The sequence below is a fragment of the Streptomyces avicenniae genome, from assembly GCF_000719135.1.
GTDB lineage: Bacteria > Actinomycetota > Actinomycetes > Streptomycetales > Streptomycetaceae > Streptomyces > Streptomyces avicenniae.
Genome location: NZ_JOEK01000003.1, coordinates 104,132 through 128,192, shown reverse-complemented (window position 1 = coordinate 128,192; position 24,061 = coordinate 104,132). Strand labels below are relative to the sequence as shown.

The following is a 24,061-nucleotide window of genomic DNA, read 5'->3' as shown; positions in this document are numbered from 1 at the left end:
TTAGGTTGCGGATGCCGCCCATACATATGGGCGTAACACCTTCCTACTCGGATCGTCCGGCACGTTCCTGCCGGTAGAAGGAGACTGCACAATGGCGACGGTCAGTTACGACAAGGCCACCCGCGTCTACCCCGGCGGTGACAAGCCCGCCGTGGACCAGCTCGACATCCAGATCGCCGACGGCGAGTTCCTGGTGCTGGTCGGCCCCTCCGGCTGTGGCAAGTCCACCTCCCTGCGCATGCTCGCGGGCCTGGAGGACGTGAACGGCGGCTCCATCCACATCGGCGACCGCGACGTCACGCACCTGCCGCCGAAGGACCGGGACATCGCCATGGTGTTCCAGAACTACGCGCTCTACCCGCACATGACCGTCGCGCAGAACATGGGCTTCGCGCTCAAGATCGCGGGCGTCAACAAGACGGACATCCGCACCAAGGTCGAAGAGGCCGCCAAGATCCTCGACCTCACCGAGTACCTCGACCGCAAGCCGAAGGCGCTCTCCGGTGGTCAGCGGCAGCGTGTCGCGATGGGCCGCGCCATCGTGCGTGAGCCGCAGGTGTTCCTCATGGACGAGCCGCTGTCGAACCTCGACGCCAAGCTCCGCGTCCAGACCCGTACGCAGATCGCCGGGCTCCAGCGCCGCCTGGGCGTCACGACGGTCTACGTCACGCACGACCAGGTCGAGGCCATGACCATGGGCGACCGCGTCGCGGTCCTCAAGGACGGCATCCTCCAGCAGATCGACTCCCCGCGCCGCATGTACGACCGCCCGGCCAACCTCTTCGTCGCGGGCTTCATCGGCTCCCCGGCGATGAACCTCATCGAGGTGCCGATCACCGACGGCGGCGTGAAGTTCGGCAACAGCGTGGTGCCCGTCGAGCGCAGCGCGCTCTCCGAGGCCCAGGCCAAGGGCGACACGCACGTCGTCGTCGGCTGCCGCCCCGAGCACTTCGCGGTCGTCACCGGCAACGGCGAGAGCGCGTCGCTGGAGAAGGCGGACGAGAAGCAGGAGCACGGCCTGGCCGTCACCGTCAACGTGGTGGAGGAGACCGGCGCCGACGGGTACATCTTCGGCACCGCCAGGATCGGCGGCGAGGACAAGGACCTGGTCATCCGCGTGGACAGCCGTGACGTCCCCGAGCGCGGCGCGACCGTGAACGTCGTGCCCCGGCCCGGCGAGACCCACGTGTTCTCCACCAGCACGGGCGAGCGCCTGAGCTGACCCGGCCACGAGCCCACGGGCCGCCCTCTCCGTACATCTGACGGAAGGGCGGCCCTTCGTGCGTCAACACGACGGGCTCATTCCCCCGGACTTGGTCACTCGTCAGAGTGACGGAATGTCACCGAAACACTTCGCCTCGCTACCATCGTCGGGCCAGTCATCGTTACCGACACCGCTTCGCGAGGAGTACCACCCAGTGAACCAGGCACTCCGCCACATCGGCCGAACTCTCGCCATCGCCCTGCCCGTTGTCCTCGTCCTCTCCGGGACGCTGGCGGTCTCGCGCGTCCCGTGGGTCGGCGGCCCGGCAGGCGACCAGATGCTGACCGCCTCAAGCGAGGAGCAGGCGCGGGAGCTGACCCCCGAGGCGGCCCTCCAGGAGCGGCTGCTCGTCACGCTCCGCCAGGACGACCCCACCGCCGCCCTCACCGCGCTCCAGCAGGCGGTGGACCGTGACCCGGAGCTGGCCCCGCACTGCGGCGAGATCGCCCAGGCGCTCGGCGAGGCCGCCGTCGAGAAGTACGGCAGCACCCGCCGCGCCCAGGAGCACGCCCGTCCGGTCTGCGACACCTCCTACGCGGCAGGTGTGGCCGCCACGAACTGACCCCGTAGGCTGCGGGTATGCCCCAGAGCCCGCTCGACGCCCCGCAGCCCACACAGGCCGTGATCCTGGCCGGCGGTCAGGGGTCGCGTCTGCGCCCGTACACGGACGACCGGCCCAAGCCGATGGTGGAGATCCCCGGCACCGGCGTCCCGATCATCGGGCACCAACTGACCTGGCTCGCCCAGGAGGGGGTCACGGACGCGGTGATCTCCTGCGGGCACCTCGCCGAGGTCCTCCAGGAGTGGCTGGCCACCGCGGACCTCCCGCTGCGCGTCGGCACGGTCATAGAGCCTGAACCGCTCGGGCGGGGCGGCGGCCTCAAGTACGCCGCCGCCGCGCTGCCACGGCAGGACGAGCCGTGGTACGCGACCAACGGCGACATCTGGACGCGCTTCTCGCTGCGCGAGATGGCCGGCTTCCACGACGAACGCGACGCCCTCGCCACCCTCGCGCTCGCCCGCCCGCGCATGCCGTGGGGCGCCGTGGACACCGACGACTTCGGCCACGTGCGGGACTTCATCGAGGCCCCGCCGTCGCCCTACCCGATCAACGCGGGCGTGTACGTCTTCGCCGCCGAGTTCACCAAGCTGCTGCCCGACCGCGGCGACCACGAGCGCACCACGTTCCCCCGCCTCGCCCGCGAACACCGCCTGGCCGGCTTCCCCATCCCGCAGGGCGCGTACTGGCGGGCCATCGACACCGCCAAGGACCTCACGGAAGCGGCCCGGGAGCTGGCGCGCGGCTGAGACCCGCGCCGCGCCACCGGCCCCCGGGCCGTTCTCCCCCTCCCCCTCCGCCCGGACGCGTCCCGGCCTGCGAGGACCCGGGCCGCGTCCGGGACGCTCAGGCGGCCCCGCCGCCCTCGCCGGGCCGCTGCCTGACCTCGTCCACGACGGCCCGCTCCAGCACGGTGAAGTTCTGGAGCAGCGTCCCCGCCTCGACGCCGTCCCGCGTCTCGACCTGGACCTCCTGGAAGCCGAGGTAGTCGTACGTCTCGGGGTCGAAGAGGTACGTGGGCCGCGTGCCGGTCTCCTGATCGACGCGCGCCACCCCGACGGCCGCCCGCCCCGCGGCGTCCTCGATCCCCTCAAGCAGCTGCACGCCCGGCACCTGGCCGATCGCCTCGTAGAGCCCGGCCGCCAGACCGGGCGGCAGCAGTTCCCCGAAGGCGAGGTCGCCGAAGCCGCGGAAGGCGCGCTGGTCCAGGACGTCGCCGGTCAGCCCGTCCCGCTCGCCGAACTCGCCGTACACACGGTCCCACAGGCCCTCGGCGTCGGTCGGAAGCCCGGCGAGGAAGTCGTAGGTGGTGGCTTCGAGATACGGCTCCCAGGGCCCCTGGTCGGTCGAGCGGCCCTCACCGTCGGTGTTCATCTCGTCGAAGGGGTCGATCGTCCAGCCGCGCGTGCCGTCGGGGGAGATCCACCGCTCGCTCTCGTACGGCTCGACGGCGAGGAGCATCGGAGCCTGCTCCACCTCCACCGTGATGCCGTGGGGCGTGTCCTGCGTGTCCACGCCCGCGGGACCCGACTGGCCGAGCTGGCCGGACTGGTCGGTCCGGTCGGTCATCTCCTCGATCGTCGGGCCCCGGAACGTGTTCAACTGGCGCACGTAGATGTACTGGTCGGCGCGCGGAACGGGCACCTCCTCGGCGCTGTCCAGCACATGACTGAGGAACTGCGCCGGAGTCCCCGACGCGACGACCCCCGTGTGCGCCGCCGGGTCGTCCCCGTCGGTGACCGCGTACGTCACGACGCCCGCCACCAGGGCCGCCGCCACCGGTATCGCCACCCACGGCGCACGGCGGCGCCACGGGCGGGCCGCCAGGGCGGCGGGGCCGTCCGCGCGCTCCTGCTCACGTGTGATCTCACCCATCACGAACTCCTCCACCACACGTCGGCGGTCACCGGGAAGGACCGGGACGCCCGGCGCCGGGAGCAGCCGCGACAACTCGTCATGATCCGGAGCGTCCTGGCGCTTCATCGGCTCGTCCCCTCACTGGACCGGACCGCCCGGTGCGGGCGGTCGCTGTGGAGTTGTCCGGCACGCGCGGCACGTTCCCTGGCGATCTCCTCGTCGGCGAGACGGCGCAGCCGCGCCCGTGCGCGGAACAGGCGCGTGCGCACGGTCCCTTCACGGATGCCGAGGGCCGACGCGGCCTCGACGTGCGACAGTTCCGACCAGACGCAGAGCATGAACACCTCGCGGTCGCCAGGACGCATCCGCTCCAGCGCGCGCCGCGCCGCCGCCGCGCGTTCGGCGTCGGCCATCCGGCCGACCACCTCGTCGGAGAAGTCGGGTTCCGCGTTCCGCGGCGGCATGCGGGAGAGCGCGGCCTCGTAACGGCGCCGGGCGCGTGTCGTGTTGCGTAACACGTTGACGGCGATCCCCATCAGCCACGGCCGCAGGTCCGTGCCCTCGTCCCGCACACGACCGCGCAGCCGCCAGGCTTCGAGGAAGGTCAGGGAGACGACGTCCTCGGCGAGGGCACGGTCCCCTGTCCAGCGGGCCGCGTAGCCGTGGATCAGGCGGGCGTGGGCGTCGAACAGCTCACGGAACGCCTCGGGGTCGCCGTCCCGTACCCGGGCGTGCATCGTATGGTCCACTCCCCGGGTTGTCCGCGCGCGGAGGCAGGTTACTCCGCGCGCGGCGTGACCCGGGTCACGTCATGAGGTGCCGAGTACCTCACCTAACCGAGCAGCCCGCCGATAGGGCCGAGGCTGCTCCGCTCACCCCCGTCCTCCGCCGGAGCTTCCTGCTCGGCGGAGTCGCCCGCGTCGCCCGTCTCCGGGGCGGGCGCGGGTTCCTCGGGGACGTAGCTCTCCGTCGGCGGCGCGGACCGCTGGGGCGCGGGCACCGTCTGCTGGGCGGGCGGGGCCTCCTGGACGGGCGTCTGCGAGGCGCCGCCCGTCTCGCCGGTCCCGGCGGAGGGGCCCGTCGTCGCGCCGGACTCGGTGCCCTCTGGCGTCGCCGTGTCGTCGGCGCCGGGCTCCTGGGAGGCGTCCTCGTCGGCCGAGGGGCTGCTGGACGCGTCGGACCCGCCCGTCTCCTCCTCCTCGAACAGCGACTGTCCCGGCAGGTGGTTGCGCGGCGGCTGGCCGGGCTCCGGCGCCTCGGGGAACGCGGCGGAACGCACCGCGCTGCCCAGCATGGAGCCGATCAGGAGGGCGACGCCGATCAGCAGCGTCGCCATCAGCGCGCCGCGCCGCAGGACGCGGCGCCGCAGCTCGGACAGCGGCGCGCGCGGGCCGAGCGTGCGCCACGCCTCGGTGGCCAGGCGCGCGTCGAGCGCGTACACCGGCGCGCCCGCGATGATCAGCGGGCTCCAGGCGGCGCACAGGATGATGTCCGGGGTGTCGTACGCCGGACCGTTCCGCCAGCTGACGGTGACCAGCAGCGCGAGCGACAGCAGCGCGCCGAGCGAGGCGGCGAACCGCTGCCACAAGCCGAAGACGGTCAGGACGCCGACGATGATCTGGGTGAACGCGACGGTCAGGCCCGCGCCGATCGGGTGCGCGAGCGCCCACTCGTGCAGGGGCGCGGCGACGGTCCACGGTTCGAGGGTGTCCAGCCAGGCGTAGAGCGAGCCGCGCACGCCGCCGTCGAAGTAGACGGGGTCGGTGAGCTTGCCCATCCCGGCGTAGATCGCGATGAAGCCGAGCAGGATGCGCAGCGGCAGCAGGACGACGCCGAGGCTCATCCGGCTCGTACGGCGGCCGGGCGCGTACGCCTGGCGGCGGTCGCCGGAGCGCGGGCCCGGCGGCGTGCGGCGTACCTCGACGGTCTGCTCGCCGCCGTGCGGCGGGGTCGGCGCGGCGGGGCGCCCGGCGGCGCCGGGACGGCCGCGCTGCGCGGGCGGGACGGCGGCGGAGAGCAGCCTGGTGCTCTCCGGCGGCAGGGGGGAGCGCGGGGAGATGAGGGTCTTGCGGGGCGTGACGCGCGGAAGCACCTGGGTCGCGCCGGGGATCCCGGCGTCGCGCACCGCCTGGACCAGCGTGCTCGCCGCGGGGTCGCCAGGCGAGCTGCGGCCCGTCCACACGACGGGGCGGCGCCTGCCGCCCGCGACGGGTACCCGGGTCAGCCGGGTGGGGTCGCCGACCGCTCCGCTGACCGGGGACGGACCGGGGAGCTGCACCCGGAAACTGACGTGGTTCACGACGACCTGGGCGGGGTCGCACGGCACCTTGACCATGCTCAGCACCGGCTCGTCCATCGCGAGACCGCGGGGTGTTCTGGTGTCCACACTCATCTAACTGAGTGACACGCCTTAAGACACTGCCTCGCCCGCACAAAGTATGTCCGCGACCCGTCAAACCGGGCGGGAAGCGGCGAGTCGCCGTCCCCGCCCGGGGCGTCTCACGCGCGGCGGCGCGCCACCTCGTACAGCGCGATCCCCGCCGCCACACCGGCGTTGAGGGACTCGGCGCCGCCCGGCATCGGGATGCGGACGCGCACGTCGCAGGTCTCGCCGACGAGGCGGGACAGGCCCTTGCCCTCGCTGCCGACGACCAGGACGACCGGCCCGTCGAGCGCGGCCACGTCCGCCAGTTCGGTCTCGCCGTCGCCCGCGAGGCCGACGACGATGAGCCCGGCCTTCTGGTAACCCTGGAGCGCACGCGTCAGGTTGGTGGCGCGCGCGACCGGCGTACGGGCTGCGGTGCCCGCGGACGTCTTCCACGCCCCGGCCGTCATCCCCGCCGCCCGCCGCTCCGGCACGAGCACGCCGTGGCCGCCGAACGCGGTGGCGGAGCGCACGACGGCGCCGAGGTTGCGCGGGTCGGTGACGCCGTCCAGGGCGACGATCAGCGCCGCCTGCCCCGTGTCGGCCGCGGCGTCGAGCAGGTCGTCGGGGTGTGCGTACTCGTAGGCCGGGATCTGGAGCACGAGGCCTTGGTGCGACAGCCCGTTGGTCATACGGTCGAGCTCGGCGCGCGGCGCCTCCATGAGGTGCACGTCGCCGCGGTCCATGGCCAGCTTCACGGCCTCGGTGACGCGGTCGTCCGTGTCCAGGAACTGCTGGACGTACAGCGTCCTCGCGGGCACGCCGCCGCGCAGCGCCTCCACGACCGGGTTGCGGCCGACGACCAGTTCGGCCGGTGTCCTGCCGCCGCGCCTGGCGGCGGGGCCGCCGCCTGAACGGCCGGACTGCCTGCGGGCCTTGGCCTCCTTGGCATCCGCGGCGCGCTTCTTGGCGTGCCCGGTACGCATCTCGGCGGGCGGGGTCGGGCCCTTGCCCTGAAGTCCCTTGCGGCGCTGGCCTCCGCTGCCGATCTGCGGGCCTTTCTTGTTGCTGGTACGGCGATTGGGGCGGGCGCTGTTGCCTGGCATGTCTGTGTGTGTCCTAACTGAGTTCCCAGCGGGGGCCGCTGGGCGTGTCCTCGATGACCAGGCCGGCGGACTGGAGTTCATCACGGATGGCGTCTGCGGTGGCGTAGTCCCGCCGCTCACGGGCGGCCTGCCGCTGGGCGAGCACGAGCCGCACCAGCGTGTCCACCGCGCCGGTCAGCTCCTCGCCGCGTCCGGCCGCAGGACCCGCCCAGACCGGGTCGAGGGGGTCGAGGCCCAGCACGCCGAGCATGGCGCGGACCTGGCCGCCGAGCGCGGCGGCCGACTCCTTGTCGCCCTCGGCCAGCGCGGCGTTGCCCTGCCTGACCGTGGTGTGGACGGCGGCGAGCGCCTGCGGGACGCCCAGGTCCTCGTTCATGGCGGCGGCGAAGTCGGAGGGCACCTCGCTCGCCGGTGTGATCTCGCCGAGCTGCTCGACGGCCCGCGTCAGAAAGCCCTCGATGCGGGCGAACGCGGCCTCGGCGTCGGAGAGCGCGGCCTCGCTGTACTCGACGGTCGAGCGGTAGTGGGGCGTGCCCAGGTAGTAGCGCAGCACGACGGGGCGCCAGCGCTGCGCCATCTCGCTCACGAGCACGGAGTTGCCGAGCGACTTGCTCATCTTCTCGCCCGCCATGGTCACCCAGGCGTTGTGGACCCAGTAGCGGGCGAAGTCGTCGCCGAACGCGCGGGACTGGGCGATCTCGTTCTCGTGGTGCGGGAAGACGAGGTCGATGCCGCCGCCGTGGATGTCGAAGACGGGGCCGAGGTACTTGTGGGCCATCGCCGAGCACTCCAGGTGCCAGCCGGGGCGGCCCGCGCCCCAGGGCGTGTCCCAGCGCGGCTCGCCCGGCTTGGCGGCCTTCCACATCGCGAAGTCGCGCGGGTCCCGCTTGCCGGTCTCGCCCTCGCCCGAGGGCTGGAGCAGCCGGTCGAGGTCCTGGTTCGACAGCTGGAGGTAGCCGTCGAAGGCGCGGACGTCGAAGTAGACGTTGCCGTCCGCCGCGTACGCGTGGCCGCGCTCGATGAGCACGCGCATCATCTCGACCATCTCCGGGACATGCCCTGTGGCGCGCGGCTGGTAGGTGGGCGGCAGGCAGCCGAGCAGGGCGTACGCGGTGTCGAAGGCGCGCTCGTTCTCGTACCCCACGGCCCACCAGGGGCGGCGCTGTTCCGCGCTCTTGGCGATGATCTTGTCGTCGATGTCCGTGACGTTGCGCACGAACGTGACGTCGTACCCCTGGTGCGTGAACCAGCGGCGCATGATGTCGAAGCTGACCCCCGACCGCACATGACCGATGTGCGGGGCCGCCTGCACCGTGGCACCGCACAGGTAGATCGAGACACAGCCCGGTACGACCGGGGTGAAGTCACGGATCTGCCGGGCGTTGGTGTCATACAGGCGAATGGTCACGTCTCAAGAGTAGTGGGCACCGGGGCGCCGGTGGGACGCCCGCGGCGCCGGTTCTCAGACGATGCCCTGACCGTTGACACGTACCGGGGTGACGCGCACGACGACGCGGGGATCGTCCAGCGCGGAAGCCGGGTTGAAGTCCGCGTAGGACTGGCCGGTGTACTTGCGGGACAGCGCGTCGATCAACTCCCCGGCGCCGTCGGTGGTGAGCGTGACGGTGCCGCGGATCTCGGCGTAGGAGTAGGGGTCGCCGTCGGGGAGGACGGAGACGGTCGCGCGCGGGTCGCGGCGCAGGTTCTTCTCCTTGCGGCGGTCCACGGTGGTGGAGATCAGCAGGTCGTCACCGTCCCGCAGCACCCACACCGGGGTGACCTGGGGCGACCCGTCGGGCTGGATGGTCGCGAGGGTGACGACCGTCCGGTCGTCGAGCACGGACTTGAGCGGTTCAGGGAGTGCGACGGACACGAGGGGACCTTCCTGTTCGCTTCTTCTGCGGGGCGGACGCGTGGGGCGCGCCACGGGTGCAAGCGCCGTGGACGCCCTGGTTCTTCCCGGGCGCGGCGCCCGGTTCAGCGCGGCGGCAGCACCAGCGCGGTCGCGACGGCGGCGAGCCCCTCGCCGCGCCCGGTGAGCCCGAGCCCGTCCGTGGTCGTGCCGGAGACGGAGACGGGCGCGCCCGCCGCCGCCGACAGGGCGGCCTGCGCCTCGGCACGGCGGGTGCCGATCTTGGGGCGGACGCCGATGACCTGGATCGCGACGTTGCCGATGGTGAAACCGGCGGCCGTGACGATGCGGGCGGCCTCGGCGAGCAGTGTCGTCCCGGCCGCGCCCGACCACTCGGGCCGGTCGGTGCCGAAGTGCGCGCCGAGGTCGCCGAGCCCGGCGGCGGAGAAGAGGGCGTCGCAGGCGGCGTGCGCGGCGACGTCGCCGTCCGAGTGCCCGGCCAGGCCGTACGCGGCGTCGGGCCAGTGCAGCCCGGCGCACCACAGCGCCCGGCCCGGCTCGAAGGCGTGCACGTCGGTGCCGATGCCGGTGCGGGGCAGCGGCGGTGGCGTGGTGTTGTCGGTCATGGGGCGGGCCTCCGGCGGGCGAGGACGGCCTCGGCGAGCACGAGGTCGAGCGGACGGGTGATCTTGAACGCCTCCTCGTGCCCCGGCACCAGGACGACGGGGACGCCCTGCCGCTCGACGAGCCCGGCGCAGTCCGTGGCGTCGTCACCGGCGGCGTGCGCGGCGTGGGCGGCGGCGAGCGTGGCGTGGTCGAAGCCCTGCGGGGTCTGCACGGCGCGCAGCAGGGCGCGGTCGGGCGTGCCGACGACGGGTTCAGGCTCCCCTGGGGCTGCGGGCGGCGCGATCTGCTTGACGGTGTCGGTGACAGGCAGCGCCGGGACGACGGCGGGCGCGCCGCCCCGAACGGCGTCCACGACGGCGTCCACCGTGGCGACGGGCACCAGCGGCCTGGCCGCGTCGTGGACGAGGACGACCTCGACGTCCTCGGGCAGCGCGGCGAGGCCGAGCCGTACGGACTCCTGCCGCGTCGTGCCGCCGGGGACGACGAGTTGGGTGACGCCGGGCGGGGGCGGGTGCTCTTCGAGCAGGGAGCGGGTCTTGCCGACGCCGTCCGCCGGTGCCACGACGACGACCAGCGAGACGGAGCGGGCGCACGCCATGGCGCGCACGGCGTGGACGAGTATCGGCGTCCCGCCCAGCTCACGCAGGGCCTTGGGGGTGCCGCCGCCGAGCCGAAGTCCCTGACCGGCGGCCGGAATGACCGCCGCGGTGCGCGGAATCGCGCCGGAGTGCGGTGTGATCTGTGACATGGACCAGGTCTACAGGTTTGTTCGCGGGCCGGTGGTGGGTATGGCCTCAGCGTGCCGGACGCGGCCCGATCGGACCCTTCCGTGACGTCCCGGTCGAGTCGGCCCCCTGGGGGACCGGCACACTACGGCGACAACAGCGGTGAGGCTTTCCGGTGCTTTTCCCGCCGGGACGCGTCTGCCGCGGGTCGTCCTCCACATGCCACAGCGCCCGCGTGGCACCAGGAATGCCTGTCGGGCGCTGCGGCAATGCGTGACCTGCGTCAGCGTGTCATGTGGGCGAGGTGTTCCGCGGGGAAACACTGCACGCACACATCACTCGGCCGGAAATCCGCTCCGGAAGTGGAGGGACGGTGAACTCCGGTGATGATCACGGGGTGATCTCGGCGATCACCCGAGGTTGTCCGCCGGGCGGACCTCGTCGTGCGATCAGAGCTGATCCATGATCGATTCCGGTCAATCATTCAGGAGCCGATCAACGATCAGGCCCGATGCAGGATCGGAAAAGAGCGGAACTCAGGAAGCGAGAACCTCGTCCAGCAGGGATTCGGCCTTGTCCTCGTTGGTGGCCTCGGCGAGCGCCAGCTCGCTGACCAGGATCTGCCGCGCCTTGGCGAGCATGCGCTTCTCGCCGGCCGACAGGCCGCGCTCACGCTCACGGCGCCACAGGTCGCGGACGACCTCGGCCACCTTGATGACATCACCGGAGGCGAGCTTCTCGAGATTCGCCTTGTAGCGACGGGACCAGTTGGTGGGCTCCTCGGCATACGGCGCGCGGAGCACCTCGAAGACCCGGTCCAGACCTTCCTGCCCGACCACGTCGCGGACACCGACCAGCTCGGCGTTTTCCGCGGGAACACGCACTTCCAGGTCACCTTGCGCGACCTTCAGTACCAAGTAGGTCTTCTCCACGCCTTTGATCGGGCGCATTTCGATGGCCTCGATCGTCGCGGCCCCGTGATGGGGATAGACCACGGTGTCGCCAACCTTGAACGTCATGTGACAGGTACCCCTTCCGTGGCTCTCCATGCTAACACGGGAAGAGAGCCCTTTGAATGACGTTTTCGCAGGTCAGGCCACATCTCGGGGGTTGACAAGGGCACCCGCGGCATGCTTCGGGGCGGTGGTCACGGCGGGTATGCGCAGGTGGGAGCGGGGTTCGGCGGTCCGTACGGTTCGCGCCGCTATGCGCGGGAGCGCACGAAGAAGTTCCGTCGATCACGGAAAGGTGTCCGTTTTGCCCCGGTTGACAGAAAAGCTTCGTGTGCGTGTGCAGGACTCGAAGAATTGATCACCGAAGCGGCGTCGGAAAGCGGCCAATTACCGGACACCTCCCGTGGGTGGGCCGGATGCGGACCCCGCGGGGGCGGTCGGTACGCTGACCCCTGAGAGATCATTCTGACCGTTACGAGGAGAGTGCCGCCGCCGTGAGCAGCAGCCTTCGACGCGGCGTGGCCGCCGCCTTCTTCGCGTTCTCCCTCACCGGGCTGACGGCCTGCGGTGCCGGACACGACGCCGAGACCGGCCAGATCCGCCCCGACAACGCCTCCGCCCATGTGGAGGACATCAAGATCCAGAACGTCAACGTCATCCTGCCCGACCCGGAGAACGGTCCGGCGGCGGTGGCGGCGCGGCTGTTCAACGACGGTGACGAGGACCAGGTCCTCGAATCGGTCGAACTGCCGGGCTCCGGCACCTCGGCCGAGCTGACGCCCGCCGAGGGCGAGGGCCGCGTCGTCGTCCCGGCGCACGGGTCGGTCGCGCTCGGCGGCGAGGGGAACCCGGCGGTCGTCATCGGCGACCCGCGGGCCTCGGACGTCGCGCTCGGCAACGCGCAGCGGATCGTCTTCGTCCTCAGCGACACCGGGGACATCGAGCTGCGGGCGACCGTCGTCTCGGACAGCGACGCCTACGCCCACTACGCCGACTGGGGCCCCTCCCCGGCCGCGTCGTCGCCCGGCGCGGACGGCGCCGAGGACACCGGCGACGTGCCGGGCGTGGACCCGGGCACCGAGCCGGGCGAGTCGGCCGACCCGGGCAACGAGGCCGGTGAGACGGGCGAGACCGGCGAGCCCGCCACCGAGGACCAGGGCGAGGGCACCGGCGACGACGTCTCGGGCGACGACGAGCCCACGAGCGGCGCGTCGGACGAGCCCGGCCTCGACGACTGACGCGCGGCAAGGACGGACAGGGGTGAGGGGCGGGTCCGTCGTGACGGACCCGCCCCTCACCCCTGCGCGCGGGCGGCCTACGGCTCGAACTTGTAGCCGAGGCCCCGGACGGTCACGAGGTAGCGCGGCGCCCCCGGGTCCGGCTCGATCTTGGCGCGCAGCCGCTTGACGTGCACGTCCAGGGTCTTCGTGTCACCGACGTAGTCGGCGCCCCAGACGCGGTCGATCAGCTGCATGCGGGTGAGGACACGCCCGGCGTTGCGCAGCAGCATCGCCAGCAGGTCGAACTCCTTCAACGGGAGATCGACCTTGCGCCCCGAGACGGTGACGACGTGCCGGTCCACGTCCATGCGGACCGGACCGGCCTCCAGGGCGGCCGGGCTCTCCTCCTCGGACTCGCCCCTGCGGCGCAGGACGGCGCGGATGCGCGCGACCAGCTCGCGGGAGGAGAACGGCTTGGTCACGTAGTCGTCCGCTCCTATTTCGAGACCGACGACCTTGTCGATCTCGCTGTCCTTGGCGGTGACCATGATGACGGGGACGTTGGACCGGCCGCGCAGCTGACGGCAGACCTCGGTGCCGGGCAGCCCCGGCAGCATGAGGTCGAGCAGCACGAGGTCGGCGCCGTTGCGCTCGAACTCGTCCAGGCCGTCGGGCCCGGTGGCCGCGACCGCGACCTCGAAACCCTCCTTGCGCAGCATGTAGGAAAGGGCGTCGCTGAAGGACTCCTCGTCCTCGACGACGAGCACTCTGGTCACGGGAGGACCTCCCGGGCGGGATCGTTGGTGCGGGTGGCGTGCGCCCGAGGCTCCCCGGCGGCGACGTCCGTGTCGTCGGCCCCGGGGAACTCGGCCGGTTTGTGGAGTGCGCCGCCGAGCCCGTCGCGTTCGCGGCGGGCGGCGAGCCGGCGCTCCTGCGCGTTGCCGGGGTCCGGCAGGCGCAGGGTGAAGGTGGAGCCTTGGCCCTCGGCGCTCCACACGATGACCTCCCCGCCGTGCGAGGCGGCCACGTGCTTGACGATGGCGAGGCCGAGGCCGGTCCCGCCGGTGGCGCGGGAGCGGGCGGGATCGACCCGGTAGAAGCGCTCGAAGACGCGCTCGCGGTCGGTCTCGGGAATCCCTATCCCCTGGTCGGTGACGGCGATCTCGATCACCTCGCCCTGGCGGCTCGGGCCGTGGGAGCCCGCGATGGCGACGCGGGTGTGGGGCGGGCTGTAGTTGACGGCGTTCTCCACGAGGTTGCCGAGGGCCGCGGCGAGCTGCCCGCGGTTCCCCCAGACGCTGAGCCCCGTGGTGCCGCCCGAGGCGATGGTGATCTCCTTGCTGCCCGCCTGCTGGCGGCAGCGGTCGATGGCCTCGGTGACCAGTTCCTCGACCGGGACCAGCTCGGCGGTGGCGAGCATGTCGTTGTCCTGGACGCGGGAGAGGTCGATCAGTTCCTGGATGAGGTTGGTGAGGCGCGTCGCCTCGTTCTGCATGCGGCCCGCGAAGCGGGCGACGGCCTCGGGGTCGTCCGACGCGTCCAGCACGGCCTCGGACAGCAGGGACAGCGCCCCTGCCGGGGTCTTCAGCTCGTGGCTGACGTTCGCCACGAAGTCGCGGCGCACGGCCTCGATGCGGCGGGCCTCCGTCAGGTCCTCGACCAGCAGGAGGACGAGCCGGGCGCCCAGCGGCGCCGAGCGCGCCGAGACGGCCAGCACGTCGGGGCGGCCCACCCGGCTCTGCCGGGGCAGGTCCAGCTCGACCTGCCGTATCTCGCCGTCCCGCCGCGTGTCCCTGGCCATCTTGAGCATGGGCTCGACCGCGAGCCGTCCGCCGCGGACCAGGCCGAGGGCGTACGCCGCCGAGCTGGCCTTGACGACGCCGTCCCCCTCGTCCAGCACGACGGCCGAGGAGCGCAGCACCGACAGGACCGTGTCCACACCGGGCGGAAGAGTGGCCTCGGCGGGCTGCGTGGCGTGCGGCGGACGTGTTCGCTCGCGCTCGCTGAGCCGGAATGCCAGCATGGCGATGACACCGGTGCACAGACCGGCGATCGCCGCCACTGCGGCGACCGCCGCGTTCACGTCCATATGCTCAGGTTATGCGGGGCGTGGCCGTGAACCACAGGGCCGAGCGGAGATGCTCGTCCGGGCGCCGGTGAGAGTTCACTTTGGTGACAGCATTGGTTCACTTGTCGGGGCGGGAGCGGCTGCTTTCCGGACAGAGTGTGTGGGCCGGACCGAAGGTGTGAGCGAAAGCAGCCCGCTGGGCGAGGAGAGGACGGAACGGTCAACATGCGTGACGCGTATCACGAGGAACTGGACGCGGTCAGCGACAGCCTGGTGGAGATGGCGAGGTTCGTCGGGTCGGCGATCGGGCGGGCGACGACCGCCATGCTGGACGCCGACCTGAAGCTGGCGGAGACCGTCATCGCCGCCGACATAAAGGTCGATGAGATGCACCGCGACCTGGAGAACGCCGCGATAGCACTGCTGGCGCGCCAGCAGCCGGTCGCCACCGACCTGCGCATCGTCGTGACCAGCCTGCGGATGAGCGCCGACCTGGAGCGCTGCGGCGACCTGGCGCAGCACGTGGCGAAGGTGGCGCGGCTGCGCTTCCCCGACTCCGCGGTGCCGCGCGACCTGTCGGCGACGATCCTGGAGATGGGGCAGCTGGCGCAGCGGCTCATGGCGAAGGCGACCGAGGTGCTGATCACCAAGGACGTCGATCTGGCCATGCAGCTGGAGCAGGACGACGACGAGATGGACTCGCTGCACCGCACGCTGTTCAGCCACCTGCTGGACGAGCGGTGGAAGCACGGCATCGAGACGGCGGTCGATGTGACGCTCCTCGGCCGCTACTACGAGCGGTTCGCCGACCACGCGGTGTCGATCGCGCGGCGCATGGTCTACCTGGTGACGGGTGAGCACGCGGACGAGTTCTCGCCGGAGCCCGACCCGACGGTCTGAGCCGCCGGTGCGACCGCGCGCCCCACCGCGCGCGGTTGACGGTGGGGGGCGTGGCGGGCGTCCAATGAGGCACGGGGACCGTCCCGTCCGCGGGGCCGTCCGCCGTGTTCCGCCGTGTCCACTGCCCCAGGAGGGTTCCATGGCTGCCTCACCGGCCTCCCCCGCGCCGATATCCGCGCCCCAGCCCGTGACCCCGAAGGAGCGCCGTCCGCTGCCGCTGCTGAGCGGCTGCGGCTGCGCCTCGGGGTGCAGCTGCGGGTGCCAGTCGGGCTCCGGCTGTCAGTGCGGGGGCAGCTGCGGCTGAGCCGCAGCGGTGCCCGTACGGTCCGCTCCCGGCGCCGCCGCCGTCCCGTCGCCCTCCCCGGCGCCGGGGCGTGCGGCGGCGCCGGGCCAGGGCAGCTCGGCGACGAGGGTGAACGTGCCCTGGGCCGCGCCGTGGCGCAGCGTGCCGCCGTCGAGCGCGACGCGTTCCTCCAGGCCCGTCAGCCCGGCCCCGGCGCCGGGTATGGGCCGGTCGGCGTCGTCGGTGAGCCCGTTGCGCAGGGCGACGGTCAGGCCGCGTCCCGGGGCGCCGGAGAAGGTGACGGTGACGGGCGCGCCCGGCGCGTGCTTGCGCGCGTTGGTGAGACCTTCCTGGACGACGCGGTAGACGGTCCGCTGGACCGGGCCGCGCAGTTGGTCGGCGGCGTCCGGGGTGTCCGTGGCGTCGTCGCGGACGAGGGTGATGCGCTGGCCCGCCCGCTCGGCGTCCGCGAGCAGGTCGGGCAGGTCGCCGATGCCGGGCTGCGGGCCCTCGGCGCCGCGCGCGCTGCCGCGCAGGACGGTGAGGACGTCGCGCAGCTCTTCGAGCGCCTGGTGCGCGGTGTCGCGGATGAGCTGGGCGCTGTCGCTGATCTCGGCGTCCGTCAGCGCCGGGACGTCCCTGCTCTCCTGCTGCTTGGCCGTGCGGTACGCGAGGGCGCCCGCGTGGACGGACAGCAGGGAGATGCGGTGGGCGAGGACGTCGTGCATCTCGCGGGCGATGGCCTCGCGCTCGGCCCGGCGGACGTCGGCGAGGCGGCGCGCGTGCTCGGCGCGCTCGCGCTGGGCGTCGTCCCGTAGGCGGGTGACGAGCTGCCGCCTGGCCCGGAGCGCGGCGCCCCAGGCGTAGAAGAACAGGTAGTAGGCGATGAAGAAGAACGCCGCCGCCCAGTCGCCGGTGTCCTCGCCCGCGGCGAGGATGCCGTAGGGCAGCCCCAGCGCGACGTGCAGGGCGAGGACGGCCCAGGCCGTCCGGCGGGGGACGCGCAGCCCGAGGTTGAGGATGACGACGGCCAGCGCGCCGAAGACCGTGGTGGACAGGGCGCCGATGGGTATCAGCGCGATGGCGAGGGCGAGCGGGTGGCGGCGGCGCCACCACAGTCCGACGCAGGCCAGGGCGCCGAGCGGCGCGTCGAGGGTGACCATCCAGTCGGGCAGGTAGTCCAGGTCGGGCAGCGACGGGAGCAGCGCGCACCACAGACCGACGGCCCAGGCGAACAGAGTGAGGTCCACGAGCCAGTCGCGGCCGGTGCGACGGACGCGGTCACCGGTGCCGCAGGTCTCGGCCGCCAGCAGGGCGCTCGGCAGCATCCAGGTGCGCTGCCCCTCGGCGCGAGCCGTCGGCGTGTCGGTCATGCCTTCGAGCGTAAGCGGTCGGCGGCGGTGCGCGGCAAGGTTTTCCACGCCCGCACCCCACCGGACCAGCCACGACGCGGCGGGGTCCCGTGGTCCCGGCCGACGCCCCCGGGGAGCCGCGGCACAGGGCGTCGGTGAAGTTGTTCGGTGCGGTTTCCCCTCTTCGGACCGAACAGGATCGAGGGCGTCGCGACAGGTGCGAGCAGATCCACCCGTCCCTCGACGGGGACGGCCGGACGGGGCGGCTCGCTCTCAACCTGCTCCTCGGCCGCCTGGGCTACCCCCGGCGATCATCTACAAGCGGGACCGCGAGTAGTACCTGCGGGCGATGTAGCGGGCCGACGGATAGGAGCGCGGCCCGTTGGCCGAGCTGATCGCGCGGAGCGTCACGGCCAACCTCTGCGGCTTCGTGCTGCCCGCAGTGGCAGGACCGGTGGAGGTCGTGCCGCTCGCCGCCCTGGCGACCGAGGAGACGTCCGAGAACCCTCCGGGTCGTGGCGAACCGTGGCGGGCTGCGCGCCGTCAAGGCAGGGGACAGCTCATCGCGCAGCAGCAGGAAGTGGCTGGAACAGTACGAGCGGTCGAGGTACCGGCGAGCGCGGCCCGCAGGAGGGTGCTGACCGTCCTGGGCACTGGGGAAGTGCCCTCTGCCACCGGAGGAACCGGCGGCAGAGGGCACCTGCGTTCCGCGGTGCGTTACTTCTTGCCCTGGTTCTTGACGGCCTCGATGGAGGCGCGGGCAGCCTCGGGGTCGAGGTAGGTGCCACCGGGGGTCACGGGGTGGAAGTCGGCGTCCAGCTCGTAGAGCAGCGGGATGCCCGTCGGGATGTTGAGGCCGACGATGGCGTCGTCCGAGACGTTGTCGAGGTGCTTCACGAGGGCGCGCAGGCTGTTGCCGTGGGCGGTCACGAGGACGGTGCGGCCCGCGCCGAGGTCGGGGACGATCGCGTCGTACCAGTACGGCAGCATGCGGACGACGACGTCCTTCAGGCACTCGGTGCGCGGGCGCAGCTCGCTCGGGATGCCCGCGTAGCGCGGGTCGTCGCTCTGCGACCACGCGGCGCCGTCGGCCAGCACCGGCGGCGGGGTGTCGTAGGAGCGGCGCCACTGCGTGAACTGCTCCTCGCCGAACTCGGCGAGCGTCGCCGCCTTGTCCTTGCCCTGGAGCGCGCCGTAGTGGCGCTCGTTCAGCCGCCACGAGCGGTGCACCGGCACCCAGGCGCGGTCGGCGGCGTCGAGGGCGAGGTTCGCCGTGCGGATGGCGCGCTTGAGCGTCGAGGTGTGCAGCACGTCGGGGAGCAGCCCGGCGTCCTTCAGCAGCTCGCCGCCGCGGACCGCCTCCTTCTCACCCTTCTCGGTGAGATTGACGTCCACCCAGCCGGTGAAGAGGTTCTTCGCGTTCCACTCGCTCTCTCCGTGGCGGAGGAGGATCAGCTTGTACGGTGCGTCGGCCATGGTGCCGAGGGTAGACGGCGCGCGGGCCCGGTGGCGGGGCGACCCCCTATCCGCCGGTGGGGCGTGTGAGGTGCGCGAACGCGTCCAGATTGCGGGTGGACTCGCCCCGCGCGACGCGCCAGGCGTACTCCTTCCTGATCGCGGTCGCGAAGCCGAGTTCGAGGAGCGTGTTGAAGGAGCCGTCGGCGTTCTCCAGGACGGTTCCCAGGACACGGTCGATCTCGTCGGGCGCGAGGGCCGTCAGGGGGAGGCGCCCGGCGAGGTAGATGTCGCCGTGCGCGTCGATCGCGTACGCGACGCCGAACAGGCGGAGGTTCCGCTCCAGCAGCCAGCGGTGGACGGCGGCGTGGTTCTCGTCGGGGCTGCGGATGACGAAGGCGTTGACGGAGAGCGCGTGGCGTCCGACGACGAGGGAGCAGGTCGTCGAGAGCTTGCGGGTGCCGGGGAGGGAGACGACGTAGTGCCCGGGGGACGGGCTCTCCCAGGGGGCGCCGCACGCGCGCAGCGCCTCTTCGACCGCGTGCAGGGCGCGGGGATCGGGTGCGGGCATGCGGTCGATGGTAGGCCGGTCAGCCGGTGGCGGGCTGGGTGAAGCGGTGGGATTCGCGTGCCGTCTGGTAGACGGTGAGGGTGTCGGCGGCCGTCGCGTCCCAGCCGAAGCCGTGGGCGTGCCGGTGGGCCTCGGCGCCGAGCCTCGCGGTGAGGGGCGGGTGGTCCACGAAGTGGCGCAGGGCCCGCGCGTAGTCGGCGGGGTCGTGGCCGTCGATCAGGAAGCCGGTCCGCCCGTCCCGTACGACCACCGGCAGGCCGCCCACCGCCGCGGCGATGACCGGGGTGCCGCACGCCTGGGCCTCGGCCGCCGCGAGGCCGAAGGACTCGCTGTACGACGGCATGACCAGCACGCTCGCGGCCCGGTACCAGTCGGCCAGCACCTCCTGCGTGACCGGCGGGCAGAAGCGCACGAGGTCGGTCAGGCCGAGGCGGGCGGCGAGCTTCTGAAGGCGTTCCGGCCGCGCCAGCCCCGACCCGGACGGGCCGCCCACGACGGGGACGACCATCCGGCGGTGCAGCTCAGGCCGCGCGTCCAGCAGGTGGCGGACGGCGTACAGCAGGATGTCGGGCGCCTTCAGCGGCTGGATGCGCCCGGCGAACAGCGGCACCAGCGCGTCCTGCGGCAGCCCGAGGCGGGCGCGTGCGGCGGCGCGGCCGTCCGCCGGGCGGAAGCGTTCGAGGTTCACGCCCGGGTGGACGACCATGGTGCGCGCCGGGTCGGCGTCGTAGTGCCTGACGAGGTCGGCGGCCTCCTCGGCGGTGTTGGCGATCAGGCGGTCGGCGGCACGGACGATCTGCGTCTCGCCGATGACGCGCGCGGCCGGTTCCGGGGTGTCGCCGGTGGCGAGGGCGGCGTTCTTCACCTTGGCCATGGTGTGCATCTGGTGGACGAGGGGGACGCCCCAGCGCTCGGCGGCCAGCCAGCCGACCTGCCCCGACAGCCAGTAGTGCGAGTGGACGAGGTCGAAGTGGTCGGGCCTGCGCCCGGCCCAGAAGCGCATGAGGCCGTGCGTGAAGGCGCACAGCTGGGCGGGCAGCTCCTCCTTGCTGAGGCCCGCGTACGGTCCCGCGTCCACGTGCCGTACCAGCACGCCGGGCGCCAGTTCGACGGTGGGGGCCAGGCCCCCGGCCGTGGCGCGGGTGAAGATCTCGACCTCGACGCCCTGCCGCGCGAGCTGCCGTGACAGCTCCACGATGTACACGTTCATCCCGCCCGCGTCCCCGGTCCCCGGCTGGTGGAGCGGCGACGTGTGCACGCTCAGCATCGCGACGCGGCGGACCTGTGGCACGGCTCTTCCTCTCCTCGGCGGGTGCGACCTGTCAGCCGGGGGCACCGCTCCCATTGTGCCCACCCGCGTTCGCGGCCCGCTCTCCCGTCCACCCCCGGTGCCCGCCCGGCGCGGGGGTTACGCTCTCGCGCATGCCGGAGGGGAACGTGACCAGGGGGACGACGGGGCCCAACCGCCTGCGCCGCATGGACCGCTGGATCGCCGCCGCGCACGGCCCCGCGCTGCGCCGTGCCGCCGCGCCCCCGGCGGCCGTTGACCTGGGGTACGGCGCCGCGCCGTGGACCGCCGTCGAGCTGCTGGAGCGGCTGCGCCGGGTGCGGCCGGACCTGCGGGTGACGGGCGTGGAGATCGACCCGGCGCGGGTCGCGGCGGCCCTGCCGTACGTGCGGGACGGGCTCGCCTTCGTCCGCGGCGGCTTCGAGGTGCCGCTGCCGGGCGGGGAGCGGCCCGCGCTGATCCGCGCGGCGAACGTCCTGCGCCAGTACCCGGAGGACGGCGTGCCCGCCGTGTGGGCGCGGCTGTGCGGGCGGCTGGCGCCCGGCGGGCTGCTGGTGGAGGGCACGTGTGACGAGATCGGGCGGCGGCACGTGTGGGTGGCGCTGGGTCCCGAGGGGCCGCGCAGCGTGACGTTCGCCGCGCGGCTCGGCTCGCTCGGCACCCCGTCCGACCTGGCGGAACGCCTGCCGAAGGCGCTGATCCACCGGAACGTGCCGGGCGAGCCGGTGCACGCCTTCCTGCGCGGCTTCGACCGCGCCTGGGCCGCCGCCGCGCCCTGGGCGCCGCTGGGCGCACGGCAGCGCTGGCTGCGCGCCGTGCGGGCGCTGGCGGCCGACTGGCCGGTGCTGGACGGTCCGGCGCGCTGGCGGCAGGGCGAGGTGACGGTGGCGTGGGCGGCGCTGGCGCCGGTCAGCGGGCCGGGAGCGTGACCAGCGCCTCGTCCAGCAGGGTGCGGTCCGGCTCGCCGGTGAGGCGGACGCGGGCCTCGGGCGGGGCGAGCCAGGCGACGGCGTCCACCTCGTCGTTCGGCACGAACCGGCCGCGTACGGCCTCGGCGATCCAGTAGCGGACGATCTTGGCGCGCCCGCCCTCGGTCAGGTAGCGCGCCGTGGGCAGGGCGTGGCCGAGGACGCACTCCATGCCCGTCTCCTCGCGGACCTCGCGGACGGCCGCGGCGTCGTGCGGCTCGCCGAGGTGCAGCTTGCCCTTGGGGTGCGACCAGTCGTCGTACTTGGGCCGGTGCACGAGCGCCACCTCGATGCCGCCCCCGGCCGACCTGCGCCACAGGACGCAGCCGGCCGCGCGTATCGGCGCGGGCGCCGGGTCAGTCACCGGCCGCACGGCGCTTCCTCCGCACGTCTATGAGGGCTTCCTGGACGTTGGTGAGGCGCCGCCCGTCGGCGTCCTCGGCGTGGCGTGTCCAGCCGCCGTCCGCGTCGAGGTGCCAGGACTCGGAGCCGTCCGACATGCCGGTGGTCAGCAGGCGGCCGAGCGTGGCGCGGTGGCCCGGGTCGGTGACGCGGACGATGACCTCGATGCGGCGGTCGAGGTTGCGGTGCATCAGGTCGGCGCTGCCGAGCCACACCTCGTTCTCGCCGCCGGCGGCGAACGCGTAGAGGCGCGAGTGTTCGAGGAAGCGGCCCAGGACGCTGCGGACGCGGATGTTCTCCGACAGCCCCGGCACGCCGGGGCGCAGGGCGCAGATGCCGCGCACCCACACGTCCACGGGGACGCCCGCCTGCGAGGCGCGGTAGAGGGCGTCGATGATCGCCTCGTCCACGATCGAGTTGACCTTGATGCGGATGGCGGCGGGGCGCCCGGCGCGCTGGTGGTCGATCTCGCGGCGGATGCGGGTGATGAGGCCGTCGCGCAGGGAGCGGGGGGCGACGAGGAGGCGGCGGTAGTTGTCGCGCCGCGAGTAGCCGGAGAGGCGGTTGAAGAGGTCGGACAGGTCGGCGCCGACCTCGGGGTCGGCCGTCAGGAGGCCCAGGTCCTCGTACACGCGGGCCGTCTTCGGGTGGTAGTTGCCGGTGCCGACGTGCGCGTAGCGGCGCAGGCCGTCGCCCTCCTGGCGGACGACGAGGGACAGCTTGCAGTGCGTCTTCAGGCCGACCAGGCCGTACACCACATGGCAGCCGGCCTCCTCCAGCTTCCGCGCCCACTTGATGTTGGCGTGCTCGTCGAAGCGCGCCTTGATCTCCACGAGGACGAGGACCTGCTTGCCCGACTCGGCGGCGTCGATCAGGGCGTCCACGATCGGCGAGTCGCCCGAGGTGCGGTAGAGCGTCTGTTTGATGGCGAGGACGTCGGGGTCGGCGGCGGCCTGTTCCAGGAACGCCTGGACGGAGGTGGAGAACGAGTCGTACGGGTGGTGCAGGAGCACGTCGCGTTCGCGCAGCGCCGCGAAGATGTCGGGCGCGGACGCCGACTCGACCTCGGCCAGGTCGCGGTGGGTGCGGGCGACGAACTTGGGGTACTTCAGGTCGGGCCGGTCGAGGGAGGCGATGGCGCGCAGACCGGTCAGGTCCAGCGGGCCTGGCAGCGCGTACACCTCCTCGCGGCTGATCTTCAGCTCGCGGATGAGGACGTCGAGCACCTCGGGGTCGATGGACTCCTCGACCTCCAGGCGGACGGGCGGGCCGAAGCGGCGGCGCAGCAGTTCCTTCTCCAGGGCCTGGAGGAGGTTCTCCGCGTCGTCCTCCTCGACCTCCAGGTCCTCGTTGCGCGTCACGCGGAAGACGTGGTGCGCCAGCACCTCCATGCCGGGGAACAGCTCTTCGAGGTGGGCGGCGATGACGTCCTCGACGGGGACGTAGCGCTGCGGCGACGCCTCCATGAAACGGGTCAGCAGCGGCGGGACCTTCACGCGTGCGAAGTGTTTGTGGCCGCTGGCCGGGTTGCGGACCATCACGGCGAGGTTGAGGGAGAGCCCGGATATGTAGGGGAAGGGGTGGGCCGGGTCCACGGCGAGCGGGGTGAGGACCGGGAAGATTCGTTTGCGGAAGAAGGAGAACAGGCGGGTCTGCTCCTCCTCGTCGAGGTCGGGCCAGCGCAGGAGGTGGATGCCCTCCTCGGCGAGCCGCGGCCCGACGTCCTGCCGGTAGACGGCGGCCTGGCGGGCGAGCTGGTCGCGCGCCATGGTCCAGATCGTGCCGATGACCTCGCGCGGCGGGCGGCCGGTGAGGGAGCGGGTCGCGACGCCGGTGGCGATGCGGCGCTTGAGCCCGGCGACGCGCACCATGAAGAACTCGTCGAGGTTGCTCGCGAAGATGGACAGGAAGTTGACGCGCTCCAGCAGCGGCGTGCCGGTGTCCTCGGCGAGTTCGAGGACGCGTTCGTTGAAGGCGAGCCAGCTGCGCTCGCGGTCGAGGAAGCGGTCCGGGGGAAGCTCACCGCCGTCGCCCCCTGACGTGGCGGACGCGGCGCGTCCGTCCGGGGACACCGGCTGGGGCAGTGCGGGCGTGTCCGGGCGGACCGTGGCTCCCTGAGTCATGGCTCCATTCTCGCGCCGTCCGGGCTAACGGGGCACGTCGGAGAGGTGAACAGGATGAACAGCGCCGTCCGCACACGGGCGCGCGCCGTGCCCGCGTCGCCCGCGCCCCGCTCGCCGTCGCGG

At 72.9% G+C, this 24,061-nt stretch carries 23 protein-coding genes; 6 read left to right on the top strand and 17 right to left on the bottom strand.

From position 1 onward, the window contains the following. Positions 1-91: 91 nt before the first annotated feature. From IF27_RS07345 to IF27_RS07335, 3 genes are all read left to right on the top strand, one after another. A complete protein-coding gene (locus IF27_RS07345) occupies positions 92-1,222 on the top strand; it encodes an ABC transporter ATP-binding protein (protein WP_052848577.1) in 1,131 nt (376 codons plus the stop codon). Between the two features lie 196 nt (positions 1,223-1,418). Then, complete coding sequence (locus IF27_RS07340; protein ID WP_052848576.1) at positions 1,419-1,826, top strand: hypothetical protein; 408 nt, start codon at positions 1,419-1,421, stop codon at positions 1,824-1,826. 17 nt (positions 1,827-1,843) lie between these two features. Then, positions 1,844-2,572, top strand: a complete 729-nt coding sequence (locus IF27_RS07335) for a nucleotidyltransferase family protein (RefSeq protein ID WP_052848575.1) — start codon at positions 1,844-1,846, stop codon at positions 2,570-2,572. Positions 2,573-2,669: 97 nt separating this feature from the next. On the opposite strand, the gene IF27_RS07330 is transcribed toward IF27_RS07335, so the two are convergent. The 9 genes from IF27_RS07330 to IF27_RS07290 all read right to left on the bottom strand — a co-directional run bounded on the left by IF27_RS07330 (position 2,670) and on the right by IF27_RS07290 (position 11,374). After that, positions 2,670-3,698, bottom strand: a complete 1,029-nt coding sequence (locus tag IF27_RS07330) for a CU044_5270 family protein (RefSeq protein WP_190232847.1) — start codon at positions 3,696-3,698, stop codon at positions 2,670-2,672. 104 nt (positions 3,699-3,802) lie between these two features. Next, complete coding sequence (locus tag IF27_RS07325) at positions 3,803-4,417, bottom strand: RNA polymerase sigma factor (RefSeq protein WP_052848573.1); 615 nt, start codon at positions 4,415-4,417, stop codon at positions 3,803-3,805. Between the two features lie 95 nt (positions 4,418-4,512). Then, entirely contained in the window at positions 4,513-6,072 is a 1,560-nt protein-coding gene (locus tag IF27_RS07320) for a DoxX family protein (protein ID WP_110945647.1), read from the bottom strand. 107 nt (positions 6,073-6,179) lie between these two features. Next, positions 6,180-7,151: a 23S rRNA (guanosine(2251)-2'-O)-methyltransferase RlmB gene (gene rlmB, locus IF27_RS07315; protein ID WP_052848571.1), complete on the bottom strand. Its 972-nt coding sequence runs from the start codon at positions 7,149-7,151 to the stop codon at positions 6,180-6,182. Positions 7,152-7,164: 13 nt separating this feature from the next. Beyond that, positions 7,165-8,559 (bottom strand): cysteine--tRNA ligase, encoded by a 1,395-nt coding sequence (gene cysS, locus IF27_RS07310; RefSeq protein WP_052848570.1) that lies wholly within the window; start codon positions 8,557-8,559, stop codon positions 7,165-7,167. Positions 8,560-8,613: 54 nt separating this feature from the next. Next, entirely contained in the window at positions 8,614-9,024 is a 411-nt protein-coding gene (locus IF27_RS07305; RefSeq protein WP_052848569.1) for a PPOX class F420-dependent oxidoreductase, read from the bottom strand. Positions 9,025-9,128: 104 nt separating this feature from the next. Then, positions 9,129-9,629: a 2-C-methyl-D-erythritol 2,4-cyclodiphosphate synthase gene (ispF, locus tag IF27_RS07300; RefSeq protein ID WP_052848568.1), complete on the bottom strand. Its 501-nt coding sequence runs from the start codon at positions 9,627-9,629 to the stop codon at positions 9,129-9,131. Then, a complete protein-coding gene (gene ispD, locus IF27_RS07295) occupies positions 9,626-10,378 on the bottom strand; it encodes a 2-C-methyl-D-erythritol 4-phosphate cytidylyltransferase (protein WP_052848567.1) in 753 nt (250 codons plus the stop codon). Before ispD ends, ispF begins: the two co-directional genes overlap by 4 nt. A 513-nt stretch (positions 10,379-10,891) precedes the next feature. Next, positions 10,892-11,374: a CarD family transcriptional regulator gene (locus IF27_RS07290; RefSeq protein WP_052848566.1), complete on the bottom strand. Its 483-nt coding sequence runs from the start codon at positions 11,372-11,374 to the stop codon at positions 10,892-10,894. Between the two features lie 428 nt (positions 11,375-11,802). On the opposite strand from IF27_RS07290, the gene IF27_RS07285 reads away from it, so the two are divergent. Next, positions 11,803-12,546 carry a copper chaperone PCu(A)C gene (locus IF27_RS07285; RefSeq protein ID WP_190232846.1) on the top strand — a complete coding sequence of 248 codons (744 nt, stop codon included), beginning with the start codon at positions 11,803-11,805 and terminating at the stop codon, positions 12,544-12,546. Positions 12,547-12,623: 77 nt separating this feature from the next. On the opposite strand, the gene phoP is transcribed toward IF27_RS07285, so the two are convergent. Beyond that, complete coding sequence (phoP, locus tag IF27_RS07280) at positions 12,624-13,304, bottom strand: two-component system response regulator PhoP (RefSeq protein ID WP_052848564.1); 681 nt, start codon at positions 13,302-13,304, stop codon at positions 12,624-12,626. Then, positions 13,301-14,617 carry a two-component system sensor histidine kinase PhoR gene (gene phoR, locus IF27_RS07275; RefSeq protein WP_052848563.1) on the bottom strand — a complete coding sequence of 439 codons (1,317 nt, stop codon included), beginning with the start codon at positions 14,615-14,617 and terminating at the stop codon, positions 13,301-13,303. Before phoR ends, phoP begins: the two co-directional genes overlap by 4 nt. 204 nt (positions 14,618-14,821) lie before the next feature. Here phoR and phoU point away from each other — a divergent pair, with 204 nt between their 5' ends. Further along, positions 14,822-15,496, top strand: a complete 675-nt coding sequence (gene phoU, locus IF27_RS07270) for a phosphate signaling complex protein PhoU (RefSeq protein ID WP_052848562.1) — start codon at positions 14,822-14,824, stop codon at positions 15,494-15,496. A 279-nt stretch (positions 15,497-15,775) separates the two neighbouring features. Here phoU and IF27_RS07265 read toward each other — a convergent pair whose 3' ends face one another. The 4 genes from IF27_RS07265 to mshA all read right to left on the bottom strand — a co-directional run bounded on the left by IF27_RS07265 (position 15,776) and on the right by mshA (position 20,502). Then, positions 15,776-17,152: a sensor histidine kinase gene (locus IF27_RS07265; RefSeq protein ID WP_110945646.1), complete on the bottom strand. Its 1,377-nt coding sequence runs from the start codon at positions 17,150-17,152 to the stop codon at positions 15,776-15,778. Between the two features lie 696 nt (positions 17,153-17,848). Continuing rightward, positions 17,849-18,607 carry a phosphoglyceromutase gene (locus IF27_RS07260; protein ID WP_052848561.1) on the bottom strand — a complete coding sequence of 253 codons (759 nt, stop codon included), beginning with the start codon at positions 18,605-18,607 and terminating at the stop codon, positions 17,849-17,851. Between the two features lie 46 nt (positions 18,608-18,653). Further along, positions 18,654-19,157, bottom strand: a complete 504-nt coding sequence (locus tag IF27_RS07255; RefSeq protein ID WP_052848560.1) for a type III secretion system chaperone family protein — start codon at positions 19,155-19,157, stop codon at positions 18,654-18,656. Positions 19,158-19,176: 19 nt separating this feature from the next. Next, positions 19,177-20,502, bottom strand: a complete 1,326-nt coding sequence (gene mshA / locus IF27_RS07250; RefSeq protein WP_110945645.1) for a D-inositol-3-phosphate glycosyltransferase — start codon at positions 20,500-20,502, stop codon at positions 19,177-19,179. Positions 20,503-20,579: 77 nt separating this feature from the next. On the opposite strand from mshA, the gene IF27_RS07245 reads away from it, so the two are divergent. Then, positions 20,580-21,374 carry a class I SAM-dependent methyltransferase gene (locus IF27_RS07245; RefSeq protein ID WP_052848558.1) on the top strand — a complete coding sequence of 265 codons (795 nt, stop codon included), beginning with the start codon at positions 20,580-20,582 and terminating at the stop codon, positions 21,372-21,374. Here the strand turns inward: IF27_RS07245 and IF27_RS07240 are convergent. Both IF27_RS07240 and IF27_RS07235 read right to left on the bottom strand, forming a co-directional pair. Next, the gene (locus tag IF27_RS07240; RefSeq protein ID WP_052848557.1) at positions 21,355-21,777 is read right to left on the bottom strand and encodes an NUDIX hydrolase; all 423 of its coding nucleotides are present in this window, start codon (positions 21,775-21,777) and stop codon (positions 21,355-21,357) included. The genes IF27_RS07245 and IF27_RS07240 overlap by 20 nt on opposite strands. Further along, on the bottom strand, positions 21,770-23,938 hold the full coding sequence (locus tag IF27_RS07235) for an RNA degradosome polyphosphate kinase (RefSeq protein WP_110945644.1): 2,169 nt from the start codon (positions 23,936-23,938) through the stop codon (positions 21,770-21,772). The genes IF27_RS07240 and IF27_RS07235 overlap by 8 nt, the downstream gene beginning before the upstream one ends. Between the last annotated feature and the right edge of the window lie 123 nt (positions 23,939-24,061).

Bases quoted from the DNA above. Each gene is read 5' to 3' on its own strand.
- IF27_RS07235 (WP_110945644.1), bottom strand. From the start codon at position 23,938: ATGACTCAGGGAGCCACGGTCCGCCCGGACACGCCCGCACTGCCCCAG.
- ispD (WP_052848567.1), bottom strand. From the start codon at position 10,378: ATGTCACAGATCACACCGCACTCCGGCGCGATTCCGCGCACCGCGGCG.
- phoR (WP_052848563.1), bottom strand. From the start codon at position 14,617: ATGGACGTGAACGCGGCGGTCGCCGCAGTGGCGGCGATCGCCGGTCTG.
- IF27_RS07265 (WP_110945646.1), bottom strand. From the start codon at position 17,152: ATGACCGACACGCCGACGGCTCGCGCCGAGGGGCAGCGCACCTGGATG.
- IF27_RS07345 (WP_052848577.1), top strand. From the start codon at position 92: ATGGCGACGGTCAGTTACGACAAGGCCACCCGCGTCTACCCCGGCGGT.
- IF27_RS07325 (WP_052848573.1), bottom strand. From the start codon at position 4,417: ATGCACGCCCGGGTACGGGACGGCGACCCCGAGGCGTTCCGTGAGCTG.
- IF27_RS07260 (WP_052848561.1), bottom strand. From the start codon at position 18,607: ATGGCCGACGCACCGTACAAGCTGATCCTCCTCCGCCACGGAGAGAGC.
- IF27_RS07320 (WP_110945647.1), bottom strand. From the start codon at position 6,072: ATGAGTGTGGACACCAGAACACCCCGCGGTCTCGCGATGGACGAGCCG.
- ispF (WP_052848568.1), bottom strand. From the start codon at position 9,629: ATGACCGACAACACCACGCCACCGCCGCTGCCCCGCACCGGCATCGGC.
- phoU (WP_052848562.1), top strand. From the start codon at position 14,822: ATGCGTGACGCGTATCACGAGGAACTGGACGCGGTCAGCGACAGCCTG.
- IF27_RS07290 (WP_052848566.1), bottom strand. From the start codon at position 11,374: ATGACGTTCAAGGTTGGCGACACCGTGGTCTATCCCCATCACGGGGCC.
- IF27_RS07245 (WP_052848558.1), top strand. From the start codon at position 20,580: ATGCCGGAGGGGAACGTGACCAGGGGGACGACGGGGCCCAACCGCCTG.
- rlmB (WP_052848571.1), bottom strand. From the start codon at position 7,151: ATGCCAGGCAACAGCGCCCGCCCCAATCGCCGTACCAGCAACAAGAAA.
- IF27_RS07330 (WP_190232847.1), bottom strand. From the start codon at position 3,698: ATGGGTGAGATCACACGTGAGCAGGAGCGCGCGGACGGCCCCGCCGCC.
- IF27_RS07335 (WP_052848575.1), top strand. From the start codon at position 1,844: ATGCCCCAGAGCCCGCTCGACGCCCCGCAGCCCACACAGGCCGTGATC.
- mshA (WP_110945645.1), bottom strand. From the start codon at position 20,502: ATGGGAGCGGTGCCCCCGGCTGACAGGTCGCACCCGCCGAGGAGAGGA.
- IF27_RS07255 (WP_052848560.1), bottom strand. From the start codon at position 19,157: ATGCCCGCACCCGATCCCCGCGCCCTGCACGCGGTCGAAGAGGCGCTG.